This is a genomic window from Neobacillus terrae, from assembly GCF_011393025.1.
In the GTDB taxonomy this organism is placed as follows: domain Bacteria; phylum Bacillota; class Bacilli; order Bacillales; family Cytobacillaceae; genus Neobacillus_A; species Neobacillus_A terrae.
This window is the reverse complement of the sequence record NZ_JAAOEO010000009.1, coordinates 54,774-69,747: the sequence shown is the minus strand read 5'-3', so window position 1 is coordinate 69,747 and position 14,974 is coordinate 54,774. Positions and strand designations below refer to the sequence as shown.

Annotated in this window: 17 protein-coding genes; 10 read left to right on the top strand and 7 right to left on the bottom strand. The window is 38.2% G+C overall.

The features are described from left to right. Window positions 1–27: 27 nt before the first annotated feature. Complete coding sequence (locus tag G8761_RS14320; RefSeq protein ID WP_166027809.1) at window positions 28–213, bottom strand: YhzD family protein; 186 nt, start codon at window positions 211–213, stop codon at window positions 28–30. Window positions 214–351: 138 nt separating this feature from the next. Here G8761_RS14320 and G8761_RS14315 point away from each other — a divergent pair, with 138 nt between their 5' ends. The 6 genes from G8761_RS14315 (at window position 352) to G8761_RS14290 (ending at window position 9,327) form a co-directional block, all read left to right on the top strand. Next, window positions 352–1,251 carry an ABC transporter ATP-binding protein gene (locus G8761_RS14315; protein WP_166027807.1) on the top strand — a complete coding sequence of 300 codons (900 nt, stop codon included), beginning with the start codon at window positions 352–354 and terminating at the stop codon, window positions 1,249–1,251. Beyond that, window positions 1,244–2,497, top strand: coding sequence for an ABC transporter permease (locus tag G8761_RS14310; protein WP_166027805.1), 1,254 nt, complete (start codon window positions 1,244–1,246; stop codon window positions 2,495–2,497). Before G8761_RS14315 ends, G8761_RS14310 begins: the two co-directional genes overlap by 8 nt. Before the next feature lie 689 nt (window positions 2,498–3,186). Beyond that, complete coding sequence (locus tag G8761_RS14305) at window positions 3,187–4,410, top strand: metallophosphoesterase family protein (RefSeq protein ID WP_166027803.1); 1,224 nt, start codon at window positions 3,187–3,189, stop codon at window positions 4,408–4,410. Between the two features lie 20 nt (window positions 4,411–4,430). Further along, window positions 4,431–7,433, top strand: a complete 3,003-nt coding sequence (locus tag G8761_RS14300; RefSeq protein ID WP_166027801.1) for an ATP-binding protein — start codon at window positions 4,431–4,433, stop codon at window positions 7,431–7,433. 55 nt (window positions 7,434–7,488) lie between these two features. Next, window positions 7,489–8,433, top strand: coding sequence for a 3'-5' exoribonuclease YhaM (gene yhaM / locus G8761_RS14295; protein WP_166027799.1), 945 nt, complete (start codon window positions 7,489–7,491; stop codon window positions 8,431–8,433). 699 nt (window positions 8,434–9,132) lie between these two features. Further along, window positions 9,133–9,327 (top strand): sporulation YhaL family protein, encoded by a 195-nt coding sequence (locus G8761_RS14290; RefSeq protein ID WP_166027797.1) that lies wholly within the window; start codon window positions 9,133–9,135, stop codon window positions 9,325–9,327. Between the two features lie 179 nt (window positions 9,328–9,506). Here G8761_RS14290 and G8761_RS14285 read toward each other — a convergent pair whose 3' ends face one another. After that, complete coding sequence (locus G8761_RS14285) at window positions 9,507–10,376, bottom strand: peptidylprolyl isomerase (RefSeq protein ID WP_166027795.1); 870 nt, start codon at window positions 10,374–10,376, stop codon at window positions 9,507–9,509. 323 nt (window positions 10,377–10,699) lie between these two features. On the opposite strand from G8761_RS14285, the gene G8761_RS14280 reads away from it, so the two are divergent. Together G8761_RS14280 and G8761_RS14275 are read left to right on the top strand one after the other, a co-directional pair. Further along, window positions 10,700–10,795 (top strand): YjcZ family sporulation protein, encoded by a 96-nt coding sequence (locus G8761_RS14280; RefSeq protein ID WP_420800254.1) that lies wholly within the window; start codon window positions 10,700–10,702, stop codon window positions 10,793–10,795. A 121-nt stretch (window positions 10,796–10,916) separates the two neighbouring features. Next, window positions 10,917–11,009, top strand: a complete 93-nt coding sequence (locus tag G8761_RS14275) for a YjcZ family sporulation protein (protein ID WP_081680155.1) — start codon at window positions 10,917–10,919, stop codon at window positions 11,007–11,009. Window positions 11,010–11,126: 117 nt separating this feature from the next. Here the strand turns inward: G8761_RS14275 and G8761_RS27225 are convergent, their stop codons facing one another. Then, a complete protein-coding gene (locus tag G8761_RS27225) occupies window positions 11,127–11,306 on the bottom strand; it encodes a hypothetical protein (RefSeq protein ID WP_166027791.1) in 180 nt (59 codons plus the stop codon). Window positions 11,307–11,513: 207 nt separating this feature from the next. Here G8761_RS27225 and G8761_RS14265 point away from each other — a divergent pair, with 207 nt between their 5' ends. After that, the gene (locus G8761_RS14265) at window positions 11,514–11,852 is read left to right on the top strand and encodes a DUF1878 family protein (protein ID WP_166027789.1); all 339 of its coding nucleotides are present in this window, start codon (window positions 11,514–11,516) and stop codon (window positions 11,850–11,852) included. Here G8761_RS14265 and G8761_RS14260 read toward each other — a convergent pair. Together G8761_RS14260 and G8761_RS14255 are read right to left on the bottom strand one after the other, a co-directional pair. After that, window positions 11,849–12,418, bottom strand: coding sequence for an HTH-type transcriptional regulator Hpr (locus tag G8761_RS14260; RefSeq protein WP_166027787.1), 570 nt, complete (start codon window positions 12,416–12,418; stop codon window positions 11,849–11,851). The genes G8761_RS14265 and G8761_RS14260 overlap by 4 nt on opposite strands. Window positions 12,419–12,649: 231 nt before the next feature. After that, window positions 12,650–13,021 carry a YtxH domain-containing protein gene (locus G8761_RS14255; RefSeq protein WP_166027785.1) on the bottom strand — a complete coding sequence of 124 codons (372 nt, stop codon included), beginning with the start codon at window positions 13,019–13,021 and terminating at the stop codon, window positions 12,650–12,652. A gap of 195 nt (window positions 13,022–13,216) precedes the next feature. On the opposite strand from G8761_RS14255, the gene yhzF reads away from it, so the two are divergent. Then, window positions 13,217–13,405: a membrane protein YhzF gene (gene yhzF, locus G8761_RS14250; RefSeq protein WP_166027783.1), complete on the top strand. Its 189-nt coding sequence runs from the start codon at window positions 13,217–13,219 to the stop codon at window positions 13,403–13,405. Window positions 13,406–13,823: 418 nt separating this feature from the next. Here the strand turns inward: yhzF and G8761_RS14245 are convergent, their stop codons facing one another. Together G8761_RS14245 and G8761_RS14240 are read right to left on the bottom strand one after the other, a co-directional pair. Continuing rightward, complete coding sequence (locus G8761_RS14245; protein WP_166027781.1) at window positions 13,824–14,357, bottom strand: tryptophan transporter; 534 nt, start codon at window positions 14,355–14,357, stop codon at window positions 13,824–13,826. A 143-nt stretch (window positions 14,358–14,500) separates the two neighbouring features. Further along, window positions 14,501–14,920: an HIT family protein gene (locus G8761_RS14240; protein ID WP_166027779.1), complete on the bottom strand. Its 420-nt coding sequence runs from the start codon at window positions 14,918–14,920 to the stop codon at window positions 14,501–14,503. Between the last annotated feature and the right edge of the window lie 54 nt (window positions 14,921–14,974).

Genomic DNA, 14,974 nt, shown 5'->3' with positions numbered 1-14,974 from the left:
TCTGGCGGGTTTTTGTATGATTAGGTTTTAAGAGTGAAAAAGCAAAAGTTTACCTGCAGGTGAAGTGCAGCGGTGGGTTTTGTCATGGTAGCCTTTTTCATCTAAAAGACGACCGCCGATTTCTTTTGCAGAATCATCATTTTCTGCCTGGAATGATTCCTCCATAATTTTCTCTCCATCTTGTTCAAAAACAGTTAATTTGTATGTCTTCATTTAAAAACCCCCTAATTATAAGCTATGTAACTATTATTTTTGCATAATTTAAAAAAATGTGCAAAATATAAAATTAATTACCAAATTATACCTTTAAATATGCTATATTTGTATAGATGTGTAAAGGGGGAAAAAGACTTGGCGTTAAAGCTGGAACATGTTACTAAAAGATACGGAGAGTTTTCTGCAGTAAATAATTTGTCCATTTCTATACCGGAAAAGGAGATGTTTGGTTTTTTAGGAGCTAACGGTGCCGGTAAAACTACTACCTTTAGAATGATACTTGGCTTAATTGATCCGAGCGAAGGAAATATAACCTGGAAGGATAGAGTATTAGATTATTCTACCAGCCATTTAATTGGATATCTGCCCGAGGAAAGAGGTTTATATCCAAAACTGAAAGTCCGCGAACAAATTGTATACTTAGCGAGATTGAGAGGAATGGAAAAGTTTGCAGCCCAAAAGGAATTAAAATACTGGCTGGAAAGGTTTAATGTCCCTGAATACGAAAATAAAAAGGTAGAGGAGCTTTCTAAGGGCAACCAGCAGAAGATACAATTTATTGCTTCTGTTATCCATAAACCGGAATTATTAATTCTCGATGAACCATTTAGCGGGCTGGATCCTGTTAATGTGGAATTATTGAAGGAAGCAGTTTTGGGCTTAAAAGAAAGCGGTACTACGATAGTATTTTCAAGCCACCGGATGGAACATGTTGAAGAGATGTGTGAACACCTTTGTATTATGCATCACGGTAAGCCTGTTGTTCATGGCGCTTTAAGAAATATAAAACGATCTTTTGGAAAGAAAAATTTAATTGTTCATGCTGATTTTTCACTTGATTTCTTAAAAGGATTTCCTGGTGTAGCCAAAATGAAAATAACTGCTGAAGGTATCACTTTGCAGATAGAAAATGAGCAAGTTGCGGAAAGAATATTTTCAGAAGTAGCAGGAAAAGGTTTTGTTAGAAAGTTTGCTTTGGAAGAACCTTCTTTAAATGATATTTTTATAGAGAAAGTCGGTGCCTCCTATGAATAATTTCTGGATAATCCTGTCTCATACCTATCTTACAAAATTAAAGACTAAATCTTTTATCGTAACCACAATTGTCATGCTAGTTCTTATGCTTGCTATAACAAATTTAAACCGAATCATGGATTTGTTTAATAAAAATGGCGTGGCTGACAGAATTGCTGTATTGGATAAAACAGGACAGCTTTATACTCCTTTTAAAGGACAGGTAAAGTTAATTAATAAGAATTTAAAGCTGAGTGCTTTTACAGGGACAGAAAAAGAAGCTGAAAAAAAGGTCGAAAATGGTGCCCTGCGAGGATATTTGATACTAAGCCTTGATAAGGATAATCTTCCCGAAGGCTCATATAATGCGTTGACGATTGCAGATTCAGCTATATATACAGATCTCCAAAATGGGCTGCAGCAGTTAAAAACCATGCTCGCTGCAAGACAAATTCAGCTCACTGATGCACAGCTTCAAAAGCTTTATAAGCCAGTACTATTTAAAAAAGCAGCTTTGGAGAGAAATGCCAAAACGGAAGCTGAACTTAATCAAGCCAGGGGAATTGTGTATATTTTGCTTTTTATCATTTACTTTGCAGTTCTCATGTATGCTAATATGATCGCCATGGAAGTTGCCATCGAAAAGTCATCACGTGTAATGGAAATACTTATTTCAAGTGTATCACCTATCAGGCAGATGTTTGCCAAAATTTTAGGCGTAGGACTCCTGAGTATTACCCAGCTTGTTTTTTTGCTTTCAGCCGGTTATTACTCTATGCAAAAAAATATGGAGGAGTTAAAAGGAAGTTTCTCTGATTTCTTTGGATTCAGTGAATTACCTATCGGCACTATTATTTTTGCTGTTATTTTCTTCCTGCTCGGTTATTTTCTTTATGCAACACTTGCAGCTTTTTTAGGATCTCTTGTCAGCCGTATAGAGGATGTCCAGCAGATGATTTCTCCAATGTCAATGTTAGTTGTTGCAGGCTTTGTTATTGCAGCTTTTGGTCTGAGTAAGCCAGATTCCCCGTTCATTACAGTTACCTCTTTTATTCCCTTTTTTGCTCCTATGATTATGTTTCTTCGTGTTGGGATGCTGAATATTCCACTATGGGAATCGATTTTAAGTATGGCTATTTTGACGGCAACAATAATTTCCCTAGCAATTTTCGGAGCAAAAGTTTACAGAGGCGGAGTATTAATGTATGGCCGATCAAGCTCTTTTAAAGATATTAAGAAAGCCCTTCAGCTTACTAAAAATAAATAATAATCCTAAAAAGAGTTCTCTCCTTAGAGAATTCTCAGTTTGTCGACAAAAGGGGGTTCGGAATGCTTTTTTCCGAACTCCCTTTTTGATTTTATTAAGATTTCCTCCTTTTATTCTTATAAGCAGAGTCTGCTGTAGCCGCCTTAGGCTTTCCCACTTTTTTAATCACATGGTCTACCAAAGGCTCGAGAATGAGGGTGACAGGTGTATTGCAATGAGACACAATCTTCCCGAGGACAAATCCGTTATAGTACGATGCCTCATGAAGGAAGAGGCAAACGTGTTTCCGCTGCCACACCAAATTTCTAAACCCAGTTGATTGAAGTGGCGCGAGACTCCAGCGGGAAAAGCGTGTCATGGGAGACCCCACAGGAGCGAAGTGACGAGGAGAAAGAAGAACGGAAGTGCCTCGTTCAGCTCTGACAAGCGCTGGAGGGCCTGACGATGAAGTCGTTCTTTTACTTCAACGTCAGGACTGAAGCGACCTCGAGGGGCTTGGCTCTGAAGTTTGACAGGCTCCCGACCTGCCCGCGGAAAGCGAGTGCCTGGGACCGGAAATCAACTGGCCCCTCTACAAATTTGTTTGCAAGCTATTTTGTTTTATTTTTCCTCTAAAAAACAAATCGAACGTGCATTCGTTTTTTGCAAATGATAAAATGTTATTAAAAGGCCATGAAAGGGTTTGGACTATGAAACAAGTGACTTTTATACACGCGGCCGACCTGCATCTGGATAGCCCAATGACAGGTTTAAAGCATATTCCGGAAAAAATTGCAAAGAGGTTGAGGGAAAGTACCTTTCGTTCACTGAATAAAATTGTAAATGCAGCCATTCAATATAATGTGGATTTTCTTATTGTGGCCGGGGATTTATATGACGGCGAGGACAGAAGCCTTAGGGCTCAATCAATATTTCGTAAGGAAATGAAGAGGCTTGCTGATAAAGGTATTCCCGTTTATGCAGTACATGGCAATCACGATCATTTAAACGGCACATGGGTTCAAATCGAAATGCCGAAGGATTTCCATACGTTCTCAACAGAGGTAGAAGTAAAACAAATACAGGTTAAAAGCGGAGCAAAAGTAAATATATACGGATTTAGCTACCCAGTAAGGCACGTGACTGAAAAGAAAATTGATGATTATAAAAGAGAAGATAGCGCCGATTACCATATTGGAATTTTACACGGGCATGATGGAGGCAGCAGTGAGCATGGAAAATATGCCCCTTTTCTGTTAACTGATTTGATCAGCAAAAACTTTGATTACTGGGCCTTGGGCCATATACATAAAAGGTCAATATTGAATCAGGAACCGCCCATAATTTATTCAGGTAATATTCAAGGAAGAAACCGAAAAGAAACAGGCGAAAAAGGATGTTATCTAGTAACCCTTGGAGATACGGGAGCCACCTATGAATTTATGAATACGGCGGATATAATCTGGGATTCAGTAATTATAGATGGAAGTGAAGCAATTACAGTAGAGGAGATTCTTACGTTATGCTATTCGGAGATTGAAAAACATCGGGTGGATGGAAGGGGATCTATTATTTCTTTGCGATTGGTAAATATTCAGCTTGAAGAAATAGATATAGTGAATCACAATTTGTATTCCGAGATTTTAGATCTGCTTCAAGAGGGAGAAGATGATGAGGAATCCTTTGTTTGGATTACAGACATTGTGATTGATGACCAAATTCAAACAAGCCGGGAGGAACTGCGAAAAAAAGCAGGTTTTTATGGGGATTTATTTCAGACTATTGATCAGTATGATGAAATCCATCAGACTCTTTCTCCTTTGTATGAACACAACCAGGCAAGAAAATTTCTGGAGGGGCTCAGCAAGCTTGAAGAAGAGGAACTTCTCCAAAAAGCAGAAACCACTTTGCTGAGGCTGTTGTCTGCTCCTTAATCAAAAAGGCGGTGTAAGACTTGAAGATTTTAGAACTAAATATTTACGGCTATGGCCAGCTTGAAAATCTTAAGCTGTCAATAACGGATTCTCTGCAGGTCTTCTATGGTGAAAATGAGGCTGGGAAATCTACGATAATGGCATTTATACATGGAATTCTTTTTGGCTTTCCAACAAAACAGCAGAATGAGTTAAGGTACGAGCCAAAGCAGCATTCCAGGTATGGCGGAAATATTAGAGTATTCCATGAGCAATATGGATTCGCTGTTATTGAACGGGTAAAAGGTAAAGCTGTTGGGGATGTTACTGTTTCTATGGAAAACGGGGAAATTGGTGATGAAGAGCTACTAAAAAAATTGTTGTCAAGTATGGATAAGGGTTTATACCAGGCGATTTTTTCCTTTAATCTTCAAGGCCTCCAAAATATTCATCAGATGAAAAATGAGGAAATCGGAAAATTTCTCTTTTCAGCTGGAACTTTCGGAACAGAAAAACTCGCGCTTGCAGAGGCAGGAATAAAAAAAGAACTGGAACTGAGATTTAAGCCTGGTGGGAAAAATCCTGTTTTAAATATGAAATTAAAAGAACTAAATGAACTTCGGACCGAATTAAAAAAGGCTTCATCCAAAACAATGCAATATGAGTCATTAATTAATGAAGGGGAAAGCCTTCAAAAGGAAATAGCGGATTTGAAAGAAGAATTATTACTAGTTGTGAAAGAAAAATCCCACCTTCAGGAGTGGAAGCGGATTGAACCTTTAACCAGGGAAGAAAAATTGTTAGCACATGAATTGAAGGATTTAGGAGATGTATCCTTTCCTCCTAACGGTATTGAAAGGTTTGAAAGGATAAAGCAGTCCATAAAGCCTCTCATTGCTAGGATTAAAATTTTGGAGGAGCGCTTCGAGCTGCTGACTGATCAAGTAAATGAGCTTAAGCCAGATTTAAAACTGCTGGAGGATGAGCCAAATGTAAGTGCATCAATTGAAATAATCCCTCTTTATGATCAGCTAAAGCTTGAAGAGAGACAAACTCAAGAAAGGCTGTTTGAAATTAAGGAGACCCTGGAGGGATTAAAGGAAAAACTGCATCTTTCTATATCTGAGGAAGAGCTTCAAGGAATTAATACAAATATTTATATGAAAAAACAAGTAGAGAATCTCCACAAGGAACAGCAGAGGCTTCACAATGCTAAACAGGATTTGGATGTTCGTTTTCATGAGGAAAAGGAGAAGCTTGAAGAGCTTGAGGAGGAACTCAGGTTAGCCAGCAGAAAAATTCTATCAGCAGAAAGCAGATCGGAGCTTGAGGAACAATTAAGAAGCCTGGCAGATATCAGAGGTTTAGAAGCAGAATTAAGAACAGTGCAAGAACAGAAGGAATACTTTGAAGATGCTGCACAAAAAGAAAAGGTAACGTTAAAACGGCAAAGAAAAAATCTCCACATACAATATACTGCCTATAGTGTGTTTATTGTTTTAGTTTTATTTTATGCAATCATTAATAAGCAATGGACCTTTTTAATTATTGCAGCAGCTGCGGCTGCAGGACTAGGATTCACTTATTATTTCAACAGCCAGCAAAAGCCAGCAGTGCCAGCTGGACAGGCATTGGAAAGACTGGATCAAAAGAGGCAGGATTTAGAGGGGAAATTGCGTTCTTCAGATACGCTTAAGTATTCTGCTCTTCAGGAAAAGCTGGAACTTGACCAAACCAGAAGAGAACAAGTCAAGATTCTTCAATTAAGATGGGAACAGCAAAACGCTCAATACGAAAGAATTATTGGCCAATATGAGAAATGGGAAGAAAGTGCTGCCGAAAACAATAGGAACCTTCGTTTCATCAGCTCAGAGCTCAAGATTCCCCTAAAATTGGCAGAATCCTATTTAATGGATGCGTTTGACTTACTAGAGCAGCTTAAAGTTAATTTCAGGGAAAAACAAAGATTAGAAGAAAAGCGGGATACCCTGGGTAAAGAAATAGAACAATTATCGATAGCCATTAAAAAGAATGGAAAAAAATATCTGGGAATGGAAGACACGGATTTACAACGAATTGCTTTACGCTTAAAAGAGAAAATGCGGACAGAATTGGATAAGCAGATCCAGTACAGTGAAAAAATAGCCAAGCTGGCTGAAATTAAAGAGGAGATTCAACAAACATTCAATGAAAAAGTACTACTTGATAATGAAATGAATCAACTGCTTAAAACGGCAAATGCCGAGACTGGGGACCAATTTTATTTGGCAGGAAATAAGGCTAATCAGATTGAGAGTATTAGTCAAAAGATAAAAGAAATTAGAATACAGCTTGCGGGATCCTCCTTAAGCAAAGATGACAGGGATCAATGGCTTCAATTGAATCCTGGTAATGAAAGACTATTAGAGCTAACTAACAGGGAGGAAGAAGCTCATTCAGAAGTTGAGAAACTTCTCGAGAGACAGGCTGAAGTAAAATATGAAATTCAGGTTTTGGAGGATGGAGGAGTATATTCTGAATTGCTTCATCGCTACAAACAGAAAAGGTCTGAATTCGATGAAGAAGCAAAGGAATGGGCCGTTTATTCCATTGCACAGGATTTGTTAGCCAGGACGGTAGAAAAGTATAAAAACAGCCATCTTCCCCGAATGCTGGGGAAAGCGGAGGAGTATCTGCATTTCCTTACTGATGGAAGGTATAGAAGAATCCAGCTTAAGCCAACAGGTACTGGCTTTTTAATTGAACGGAACGATCATATATTGTTTGAAGCGAATGAGCTGAGCCAAGCTACTGCAGAACAAGTCTATGTTTCTTTAAGATTGGCATTAGCAATTACTTTATATGGGGATTTTCAGATGCCAATCATTATTGATGATAGCTTTGTAAACTTTGACATACACCGAACCCGAAAGGTAATAGACTTATTAAAGGCCATGAAAGGGCATCAGGTGCTTTTTTTTACCTGCCACAAGCATATGCTTGATTTTTTTAACACCGAAAGCGTTATAAGCCTTCAGGAAGGGAAAGTAATGAATATTTCATAATATCATAGACCAAATGTTATACTTGTCGTAATTTGAAAGGAGCGTAGGTATAGGTATGAGCAGAGGGATTCTTAACTTTGATGTAGGAGAAACGGTAGATTTATTTATGTTAATTAAAAATGCATCTAAAGGGATTGCAAGCAATGGGAAGCCATTTTTAACTCTCATCCTTCAGGACCAGAGCGGAGAGATAGAAGCTAAGCTTTGGGATGCCAGTGACGAAGATGAAAAAAATTATGCTCCTCAAAATATAGTTAAAATAAATGGTGACATTCAAAATTACCGGGGCAAAAGCCAGTTAAAGATTCGCCAAATCCGTCCCGCAGGCCCATTAGACGGTGTTAAGCTTGGTGATTTCCTTGAGACCGCGCCTCTGAGCCGGGAAGAAATGACCAGCAGACTGACTCAATATATTTTCGAAATGAAAAACCCAAATATACAGAGGATTACACGTCATCTTATAAAGAAGCATCAGCAGGCATTTCTAGACTACCCTGCGGCAACTAAAAATCATCACGAATTTGTATCAGGCCTCGCCTACCATGTTGTGAGTATGCTGGACCTGGCAAAGGTGATAGCAGGTCTTTATCCAAGCCTGGACAAGGACCTGCTGTATGCTGGAGTAATTCTGCATGATATGGGAAAAGTTTTGGAGCTTTCAGGCCCGGTTTCTACTGTATACACCGTACAAGGAAACCTGCTTGGCCATATCACCATTATGGTTAATGAAATTGGCAAGGCAGCAGATGAACTGGGGATTTCCGGAGAGGAAGTGCTTATTCTTCAGCATCTTGTTCTTAGCCATCATGGTAAAGCGGAGTGGGGAAGCCCGAAGCCGCCACTTATTAAAGAAGCAGAAATTCTTCATTATATTGATAACCTGGATGCAAAGATGAATATGCTCGACCGTGCGCTGGAACGGGTAAAGCCAGGAGAATTTTCAGAGCGGATTTATGCTCTGGATAACAGGTCTTTCTACAAGCCTTTTTTTCATAAGTAAAACTAGAAAAATCCTTTCATTCAATTTGAAAGGATTTTTACTTGATAAGAATAAAGTTTTACCTTTTAAATTCTCTAACTCCAGCGCCGAGCGCCTAGTGTCCATCCCGCTTCCGAAATGCATTGCATTTCGTGTATCCTTTATCTCGGTCGAAGTTGAGGCCCGCAGGACGCGGGTCAGAAAGGAGTTGCCACAGGACGTGGCGACCTTAGCCTTTCTTCAAATGGCCATACGTCGCTGAACGGGCGCTTGCGCTTTTCTTAGTAGAATTCATCAAAGTGGTATATTGCTATACTTACCTTTTGACTTTCGACTTAAGCGCTCGTTTTCCGCGGATGGTCCGGGAGCCTGCCAAACCTGAGCGCCAAGCACATCAATGTCGCTTCAGTCCTAACATTGAAGTAAAAGAATGAGGCCCTTCGACGCACAGGAAGTGCTAGTCCCGGCGTTGCCAAAGGACGTGGCGATTTTAAGCCAGCCTCCGCTTGTCGAAGCTGATGAACAAGGCTCTTCCGTTCTTCTATCTTAATGAAAACTTTACACAACCGGATATGGTGAAGAGCACTTTATTTTGGTTTTGGTGAAATGATGATGATGCAGAGTCCCTTTCTTATTAGTAAAAAACAGTCATATTAACCGGAAATTCCGAATATGCTTTTAAAAAAGCGGACAACCACTCATAACAAAGGAGCATCTAATATGATTATTCCTATTTGGGTATATGCAGTTGTAATTGGAATTATAATAAGTGCTTTTATGGCATTGAAAACAGCAAGGGAAGACAGAGAAATTGAGAAGGAAATCATTGAACGAGAAGGGGAAATCTATATAACCCGTCTTAACGAGGAGAAAGAAAAAAGAGGCTTAATAGCAGCATCTGATGCTAATTCCTAAGAAATTCAGAAGTGAAACAATAAGAAAAGCTGACTCGAATGATCATTTGATCCTTCGGGCCAGCTTTTTTTGTTTGTTAAGAATACACACTCCCTAAGAATGGGAAAGTTATGTGATCCTGCTCTAAATCCAATTCGAGGAAGCTTATGCTAAGCACAGCTTCTATTTACCTTTTATTCTTATTGCTGAGGAGCTGTATTTGTATTAAGGGCGCCTTTTAAGTCCTTGTCCTTAATTTTTACATCAGCAGCCTTTAATTCACGCTGAAGGGCTTTGTTAATTACATCGCCGCTCATTTTAGAAGATTTGATTTCATCTTCCATCTGTGGCTTCATTTGCTCAAAAGATTTTTTCTCTTTTTTATCGGTTACCTGGATAATGTGATAGCCATATTCAGACTTAACAGGTGCGCTAATTTCATTAACCTTTAAAGCAAAAGCAGCTTTATCAAATTCAGGTACCATTTTTCCAGGGCCAAAATAGCCTAGGTCGCCACCGCTCTGTGCTGACGCAGTATCAGTTGAATACTTTTTAGCAAGGTCTTCAAACTTCTCGCCTGCATCCAGCTTTTTCTTTACTTCAATAGCTGTCTTTTCATCCTTGACAAGGATATGGCGGGCTTTGATTTCTGGTTTATAGTTTGCATAGTAATCCTTTAATTCTTTATCTGTTACTTTTACATCTTTTGAAGCGGCTTTTTGAACTAAAAGCTGGCTTTTTAGGACTTTCTTCAGTTCTTTTTCATCTTTAATATTGTTTTGGGCCAATAGCATTTCAAAATTTGCACCAGCTTGTCCCTTAATTTCATCAACTTTCTTGTTCACTTCTGCATCGGAAACTTTGTATTTTTTAGAAAGTATTCTGTCATTAAGAAGCTCCTGCAGAGTCTGATTTCCGTATTTGTTCTTCATAGCTTGATAAAGCTCGTCCTTAGTAACATCTCCAGATTTAGATGTTGCAACCGTTTCCGAACCATTCCCTTGGTTGTTGCAGGCACTTAAAGCTAAAACCCCGCCGGTTAAAGTGAGGGCTAGTATCCATTTTTTCATGCTGAACCTCTCCTAAACAGTGAATTATTGTGTCATTCCACAAACCTTACTATAACACATATGGGATTTTGTGCAAAAAAAAACATAAAAAAAGGTAAAAAGGACGGAAAAAAATTGGTCATAATCACTTCCATTAAAGATAGTCAAACATATGATAAGAGGAACAAAAAGAAAGGAAAAACCAGGCGCAAATCTTAACTTAGCCCTTGTTTGAAACTCCCAAAAATTACCTTTACCTAAACCTCAAAAAAAGAAGGAGATATAGATAAAAGCCTAATCGAAATAATCTGTTTCTGAATAATATGAGGTAGAACAAAAAGGGAGTGGTGTTACTGTTGGGTTACAATTACGGAAATGGATTTGCCCTGATTGTAATCTCTTTCCTTTTGTTAATCATTATCGGTACTTCCTGGATTTAAAGGATTACCGGAAAATTAGGTATTGCCGATGATGAGAAGTAACATCAGAATTCTCTTATTCTGATATCTAAAAGTCTGGAGAAAGTATTGTTCTCCGGAGAATGAGGAAGGAGGAAAATGTATGTCTGGCGGATATGGTTTTGGCGGAGGTTTTGCGTTAATCGTAGTCCTCTTTATCCTTTTAATAATCATTGGTGCTTCCTGGGTTTACTAATTTAATCGAGAAAAAGCGATGAGATGCCTCATCGCTTCCCTTATTACCTATAGGAAAGTATCAACAGCGCAGAGGTCCTTTTGGAGCTCTGCGCTTTTTTAATGATAAATCACTCGTTTAAGTAAATAATATTTCTATATAGGAAGAAATAAGCAAAATGGTTACAAGGACATTTATTGTTCTAAAAACCTTCCGTTGGCTTTCTTCGGGGATCTCCTTCTGAAGGCAAAGCGAATTGGTCATTTTATTTACATAAAACAAAATAAAAACGGAGAACAAAATAAAAATGGAGATCATTAATGACCCTCCCTTTATGCTAGATTCATAATATTAATTTATTACGTTTTATACAATAGCAAAACTTGCAAAAAAAAGATAGTAAAAAAGCGCTCCAACTTGATTCTCGTATTTTCAAAAACGGCCATTTAAAAAGGTGTTTACCAAATCACTTTATAGGTCAATAATATAATTAAGGATTTTAGAAGAGTGGGACGGGGAATTGTAATGGACACAAAGGAACTTTTGGAGAGAATCAAGGTACTGGAGTACTATCAAAAATTAATGTTTAGTATGCTTGGCAATAATACATACCCCTTTTATAGGATGATAATAGAAAAAGGCCTTAGGGAAGAGCAGGTAACGGCATTTTTTCGAGTTTGTGATGAACTGAACAAAATATGGGAAGAACAAAAAGCGGAAGGATTTATCCATTTTCATCCGCTTTTTCAAAAGTTTGCTGAAAGCGTTCCTGGCAGCCTAAAGGCAAAAGAAGTGGTAGAGGCATGTATTCAACAGCACCTCTTTAGACCGTTTATGCAGGAAATGGAAAAGTATTTATCTTAGACCATTTCAGGATTTTTTGACTTTTGCAGTTTGCCTTCCTTTTCAACAAATTCACTCTCAATATTATGGAATGAACGTTCAAAGATTTCCATGAAATCATCGCCATAAATATTGCGGACAATAGCCATCATTTCAATAATTTCTGGAAACTTGCCATAAAGGTCTCTTAACGGCAGGGCGCCTGTATAGACAGCATTGTTGCCAGGATCATAAGATTCCATTAAAGTAAGCAGGATATGTTCACCCTCAGGAGTAAGGCAGACATATGTATTCCTTTTGTCGTTCTCTTTTTTTGAAAATTTAAGCAGGCCTCTTTCTTCTAATTTTTTCGAAAAATTAAAAGCTGTAGATACATGCATAACACCGAATTTTGCCACATCAGAAATGGAAGCGCCGTTTAAGTGGTAGGCAATCCAAAGAATATGATGTTCATTGATGTTTAAATCAAATGGTTTTATCCACTGCTGCCAATCCTTTTCAATCGACTTCCACAAGGCTTTACTTAATTGGGCTACCCGTTGGCTAAATAACATAGCTTCTTTCATTGAATATTGTTTTTCCGTCATCCCCATCTTCACCTACTTTTTTATTTCTCTATTAACATTATGCCAATAAAATAAAAATTAATAAAGATATAAATTTGCAAAATTTTTAGAAATTAACAAGAATATTTATTTAATACAATATTTTACAGTATTATACTATCTTTTAACATGAAAATCCTTCTTTTTTTAATAAAAAGAAGGATTTTATAGTGAGAAACCAATTTTTCTTAAAAAAGCAATCTTAATTTGAGATTAGCTCTTTTGTTTATTGGTATCTGCCAGACTAGCTTCTAATTGCTGAATAGTCGTTTCGATTTCTGTAATTTCCTCTTTAAGCTCCTCCTGATGAGGATAAATATCTTCTTTCCATGTGTTAATCGAATTTTTTGTTTCTTGCAGGAAAATTGAAGTTTGGGCTTTAGCTTCTCTGGAAGCAACCACGGAAACAGCCTTTAGCTCGGTAAGACTTTTCTTGAGATCAGCAAGCTGGCTTTTCCACAGATCTTTGTTTTCCTTTATAGATGATCTAACTTCTTTACCCGATTGAGGAGCAGTCAATAAGGTGCTTACACCTGCTGCAATTCCCCCTAGTACAAGGCCGTAAAAAAATTGTTTTATTTTCATAAATATCCCACCCCCACATTGAAATTTCCATATACATCTTTTCTTCATCAAGGGAAGAATACCCTTTAAACAATCAAAAAATGCATGTACTCTTTTTTATCACAAACAGTATACTCTTAAACCATACAAGCTCATACCGTGTTTTTGTATGACATATATATAATGTAAACAGTTATATAGGAGGGAGGGGAAGAGGTGAAAGGTGCAGCATTCATTTTATTCTCTCTAAGTGCAGTTTTCTTTTATGGGGCGATTCGGTTTTTCTTTCATTTTCTAAAGCGGGGAGTTTATCCACCTAAACAGATATTAAAAAAAAGAATTGCGGTCTTTTCTGGAGGAGGGCTCCTGCTTCTGCTGACAGGATGGCTGATTTATGTACTCTAAGTTAATAGGCAAGAACAAAAGGCGCAAGCGCCCTGTTCAGATGATGAAAGGCTAAATTACGACACCTCCTGTGGCAACGCCTTTCTAACCCACGTCCTTTGGGCCTCCAACAGGCATAAGTCGAATCACGTAGTCATCCTCGGAAAAGCTAAAGCTTTTCCTTAGTGCGATGCGGATGCTTCCGAAGCATTCCTTGTCCTGATTTCTGAAGTGATTTGGCTTATGACCCCGAGCTGTTCGAATCATCACCTATCGGTCATGATCCTCACAAGATATTCAAAGAAGCATATTCCCGAGGAAAACTGGCTGGGCGCTAGAGCTGGATTACAATAGCCTAGTTCGGAGTTATCAACAAGGTAAAAATTTTAATTTCCCAAACGAAAAAACAGGCCTGCACTATGCAGGCCTGTCTTTCAGCTTATTTATTAACTTGTGCTGGGCGTGAGGTCATATTGGTTCTTCTGACTACCGAGCTTGCAATTGGGTACAGGATTACCATTGCTACAGTGTTTAAAGCGGCTGCCGGAAGGACAACCCCTGCAAAAAGAGCGGCAAATGGACCAGGAAGCCCAACTATAAAGTAAGCGGATGTCAGGAAGGCAATACCGGAAATAATGGTTCCAACAGCTGTTAGAACACCAACGGCAACAAGGTTTGTCTGATATTTCTTGAATAATGTGAACAGTAATAAAAACAACGCTGCTGTAACAGGCTTATCAATGATATTTGGGATCAATCCGCCAGGAAAAGTGGATGTGATTCCGGAAACAACTCCACTAACAATGGCAAGAAGCATTACGCTTTTCTTCTCAGGAAAAAGGATAATACCCAGGAACATCATAGTTAAAAGCATGTCTGGCTTCATTCCAAGTACTATGTTTGGAATAACTGCATGCAGCACGGCACCCATTCCCACTAAAAGTGAAAGGGCCACAAGGTTTTTTGTATTCATTTCTCATCTCTCCTCTGCTCAACTAAGCATTTTGGTTCCTCCTGCAGTGCACTCTTTGCCTGCAGCGAAAAACTTATAATCATTATATAACAGAAAAGCAAATAAATGAAAGGAAATTTTTCTCTTGTTTTTTAAATATTCTATTAAATGTGTTTCTTAATGCCTGTTGCCATTTCCTGAAGATCCTGTGAAGAATAATCACTTTGATTATTTTTCCATACTGCTCCAAATCCATCGCCAGTACCGTAACGGGGGATTAAATGAAGGTGGAAGTGAAATACTGACTGGCCTGCGTGTTCTCCATTATTGTTTACTGTATTTAATCCAATGGGATTAAACGTTTCCTTCAAAGCATTAGCAATGCCAGGAACGACTTCGTAAAGATTCCTTGCCATTTCAGGTGTTAGCTCGTAAATGTTTTCTTTATGTATTTTGGGAATTATTAAGGTATGGCCCTTTGTTACCTGACTGATATCAAGGAACGCCATTACATGTTCATTTTCAAAAACCTTTGCAGCCGGAATTTCACCGCGAATTATTTTGCAAAAAATACAATCATCCATCTTTATATCACTCCTATTATAATGTTAGCTAGTCAGAATATAAATTAATGTATC

Bases quoted from the DNA above. Each gene is read 5' to 3' on its own strand.
- G8761_RS14265 (WP_166027789.1), top strand. From the start codon at position 11,514: ATGGACACAAAGGAACTTTTGGAGAGAATCAAGGTACTGGAGTACTAT.
- G8761_RS14240 (WP_166027779.1), bottom strand. From the start codon at position 14,920: ATGGATGATTGTATTTTTTGCAAAATAATTCGCGGTGAAATTCCGGCT.
- G8761_RS27225 (WP_166027791.1), bottom strand. From the start codon at position 11,306: ATGATCTCCATTTTTATTTTGTTCTCCGTTTTTATTTTGTTTTATGTA.
- G8761_RS14245 (WP_166027781.1), bottom strand. From the start codon at position 14,357: ATGAATACAAAAAACCTTGTGGCCCTTTCACTTTTAGTGGGAATGGGT.
- G8761_RS14290 (WP_166027797.1), top strand. From the start codon at position 9,133: ATGATTATTCCTATTTGGGTATATGCAGTTGTAATTGGAATTATAATA.
- G8761_RS14285 (WP_166027795.1), bottom strand. From the start codon at position 10,376: ATGAAAAAATGGATACTAGCCCTCACTTTAACCGGCGGGGTTTTAGCT.
- G8761_RS14260 (WP_166027787.1), bottom strand. From the start codon at position 12,418: ATGACGGAAAAACAATATTCAATGAAAGAAGCTATGTTATTTAGCCAA.
- G8761_RS14310 (WP_166027805.1), top strand. From the start codon at position 1,244: ATGAATAATTTCTGGATAATCCTGTCTCATACCTATCTTACAAAATTA.
- G8761_RS14255 (WP_166027785.1), bottom strand. From the start codon at position 13,021: ATGAAAATAAAACAATTTTTTTACGGCCTTGTACTAGGGGGAATTGCA.
- yhaM (WP_166027799.1), top strand. From the start codon at position 7,489: ATGAGCAGAGGGATTCTTAACTTTGATGTAGGAGAAACGGTAGATTTA.
- G8761_RS14305 (WP_166027803.1), top strand. From the start codon at position 3,187: ATGAAACAAGTGACTTTTATACACGCGGCCGACCTGCATCTGGATAGC.
- G8761_RS14320 (WP_166027809.1), bottom strand. From the start codon at position 213: ATGAAGACATACAAATTAACTGTTTTTGAACAAGATGGAGAGAAAATT.
- G8761_RS14275 (WP_081680155.1), top strand. From the start codon at position 10,917: ATGTCTGGCGGATATGGTTTTGGCGGAGGTTTTGCGTTAATCGTAGTC.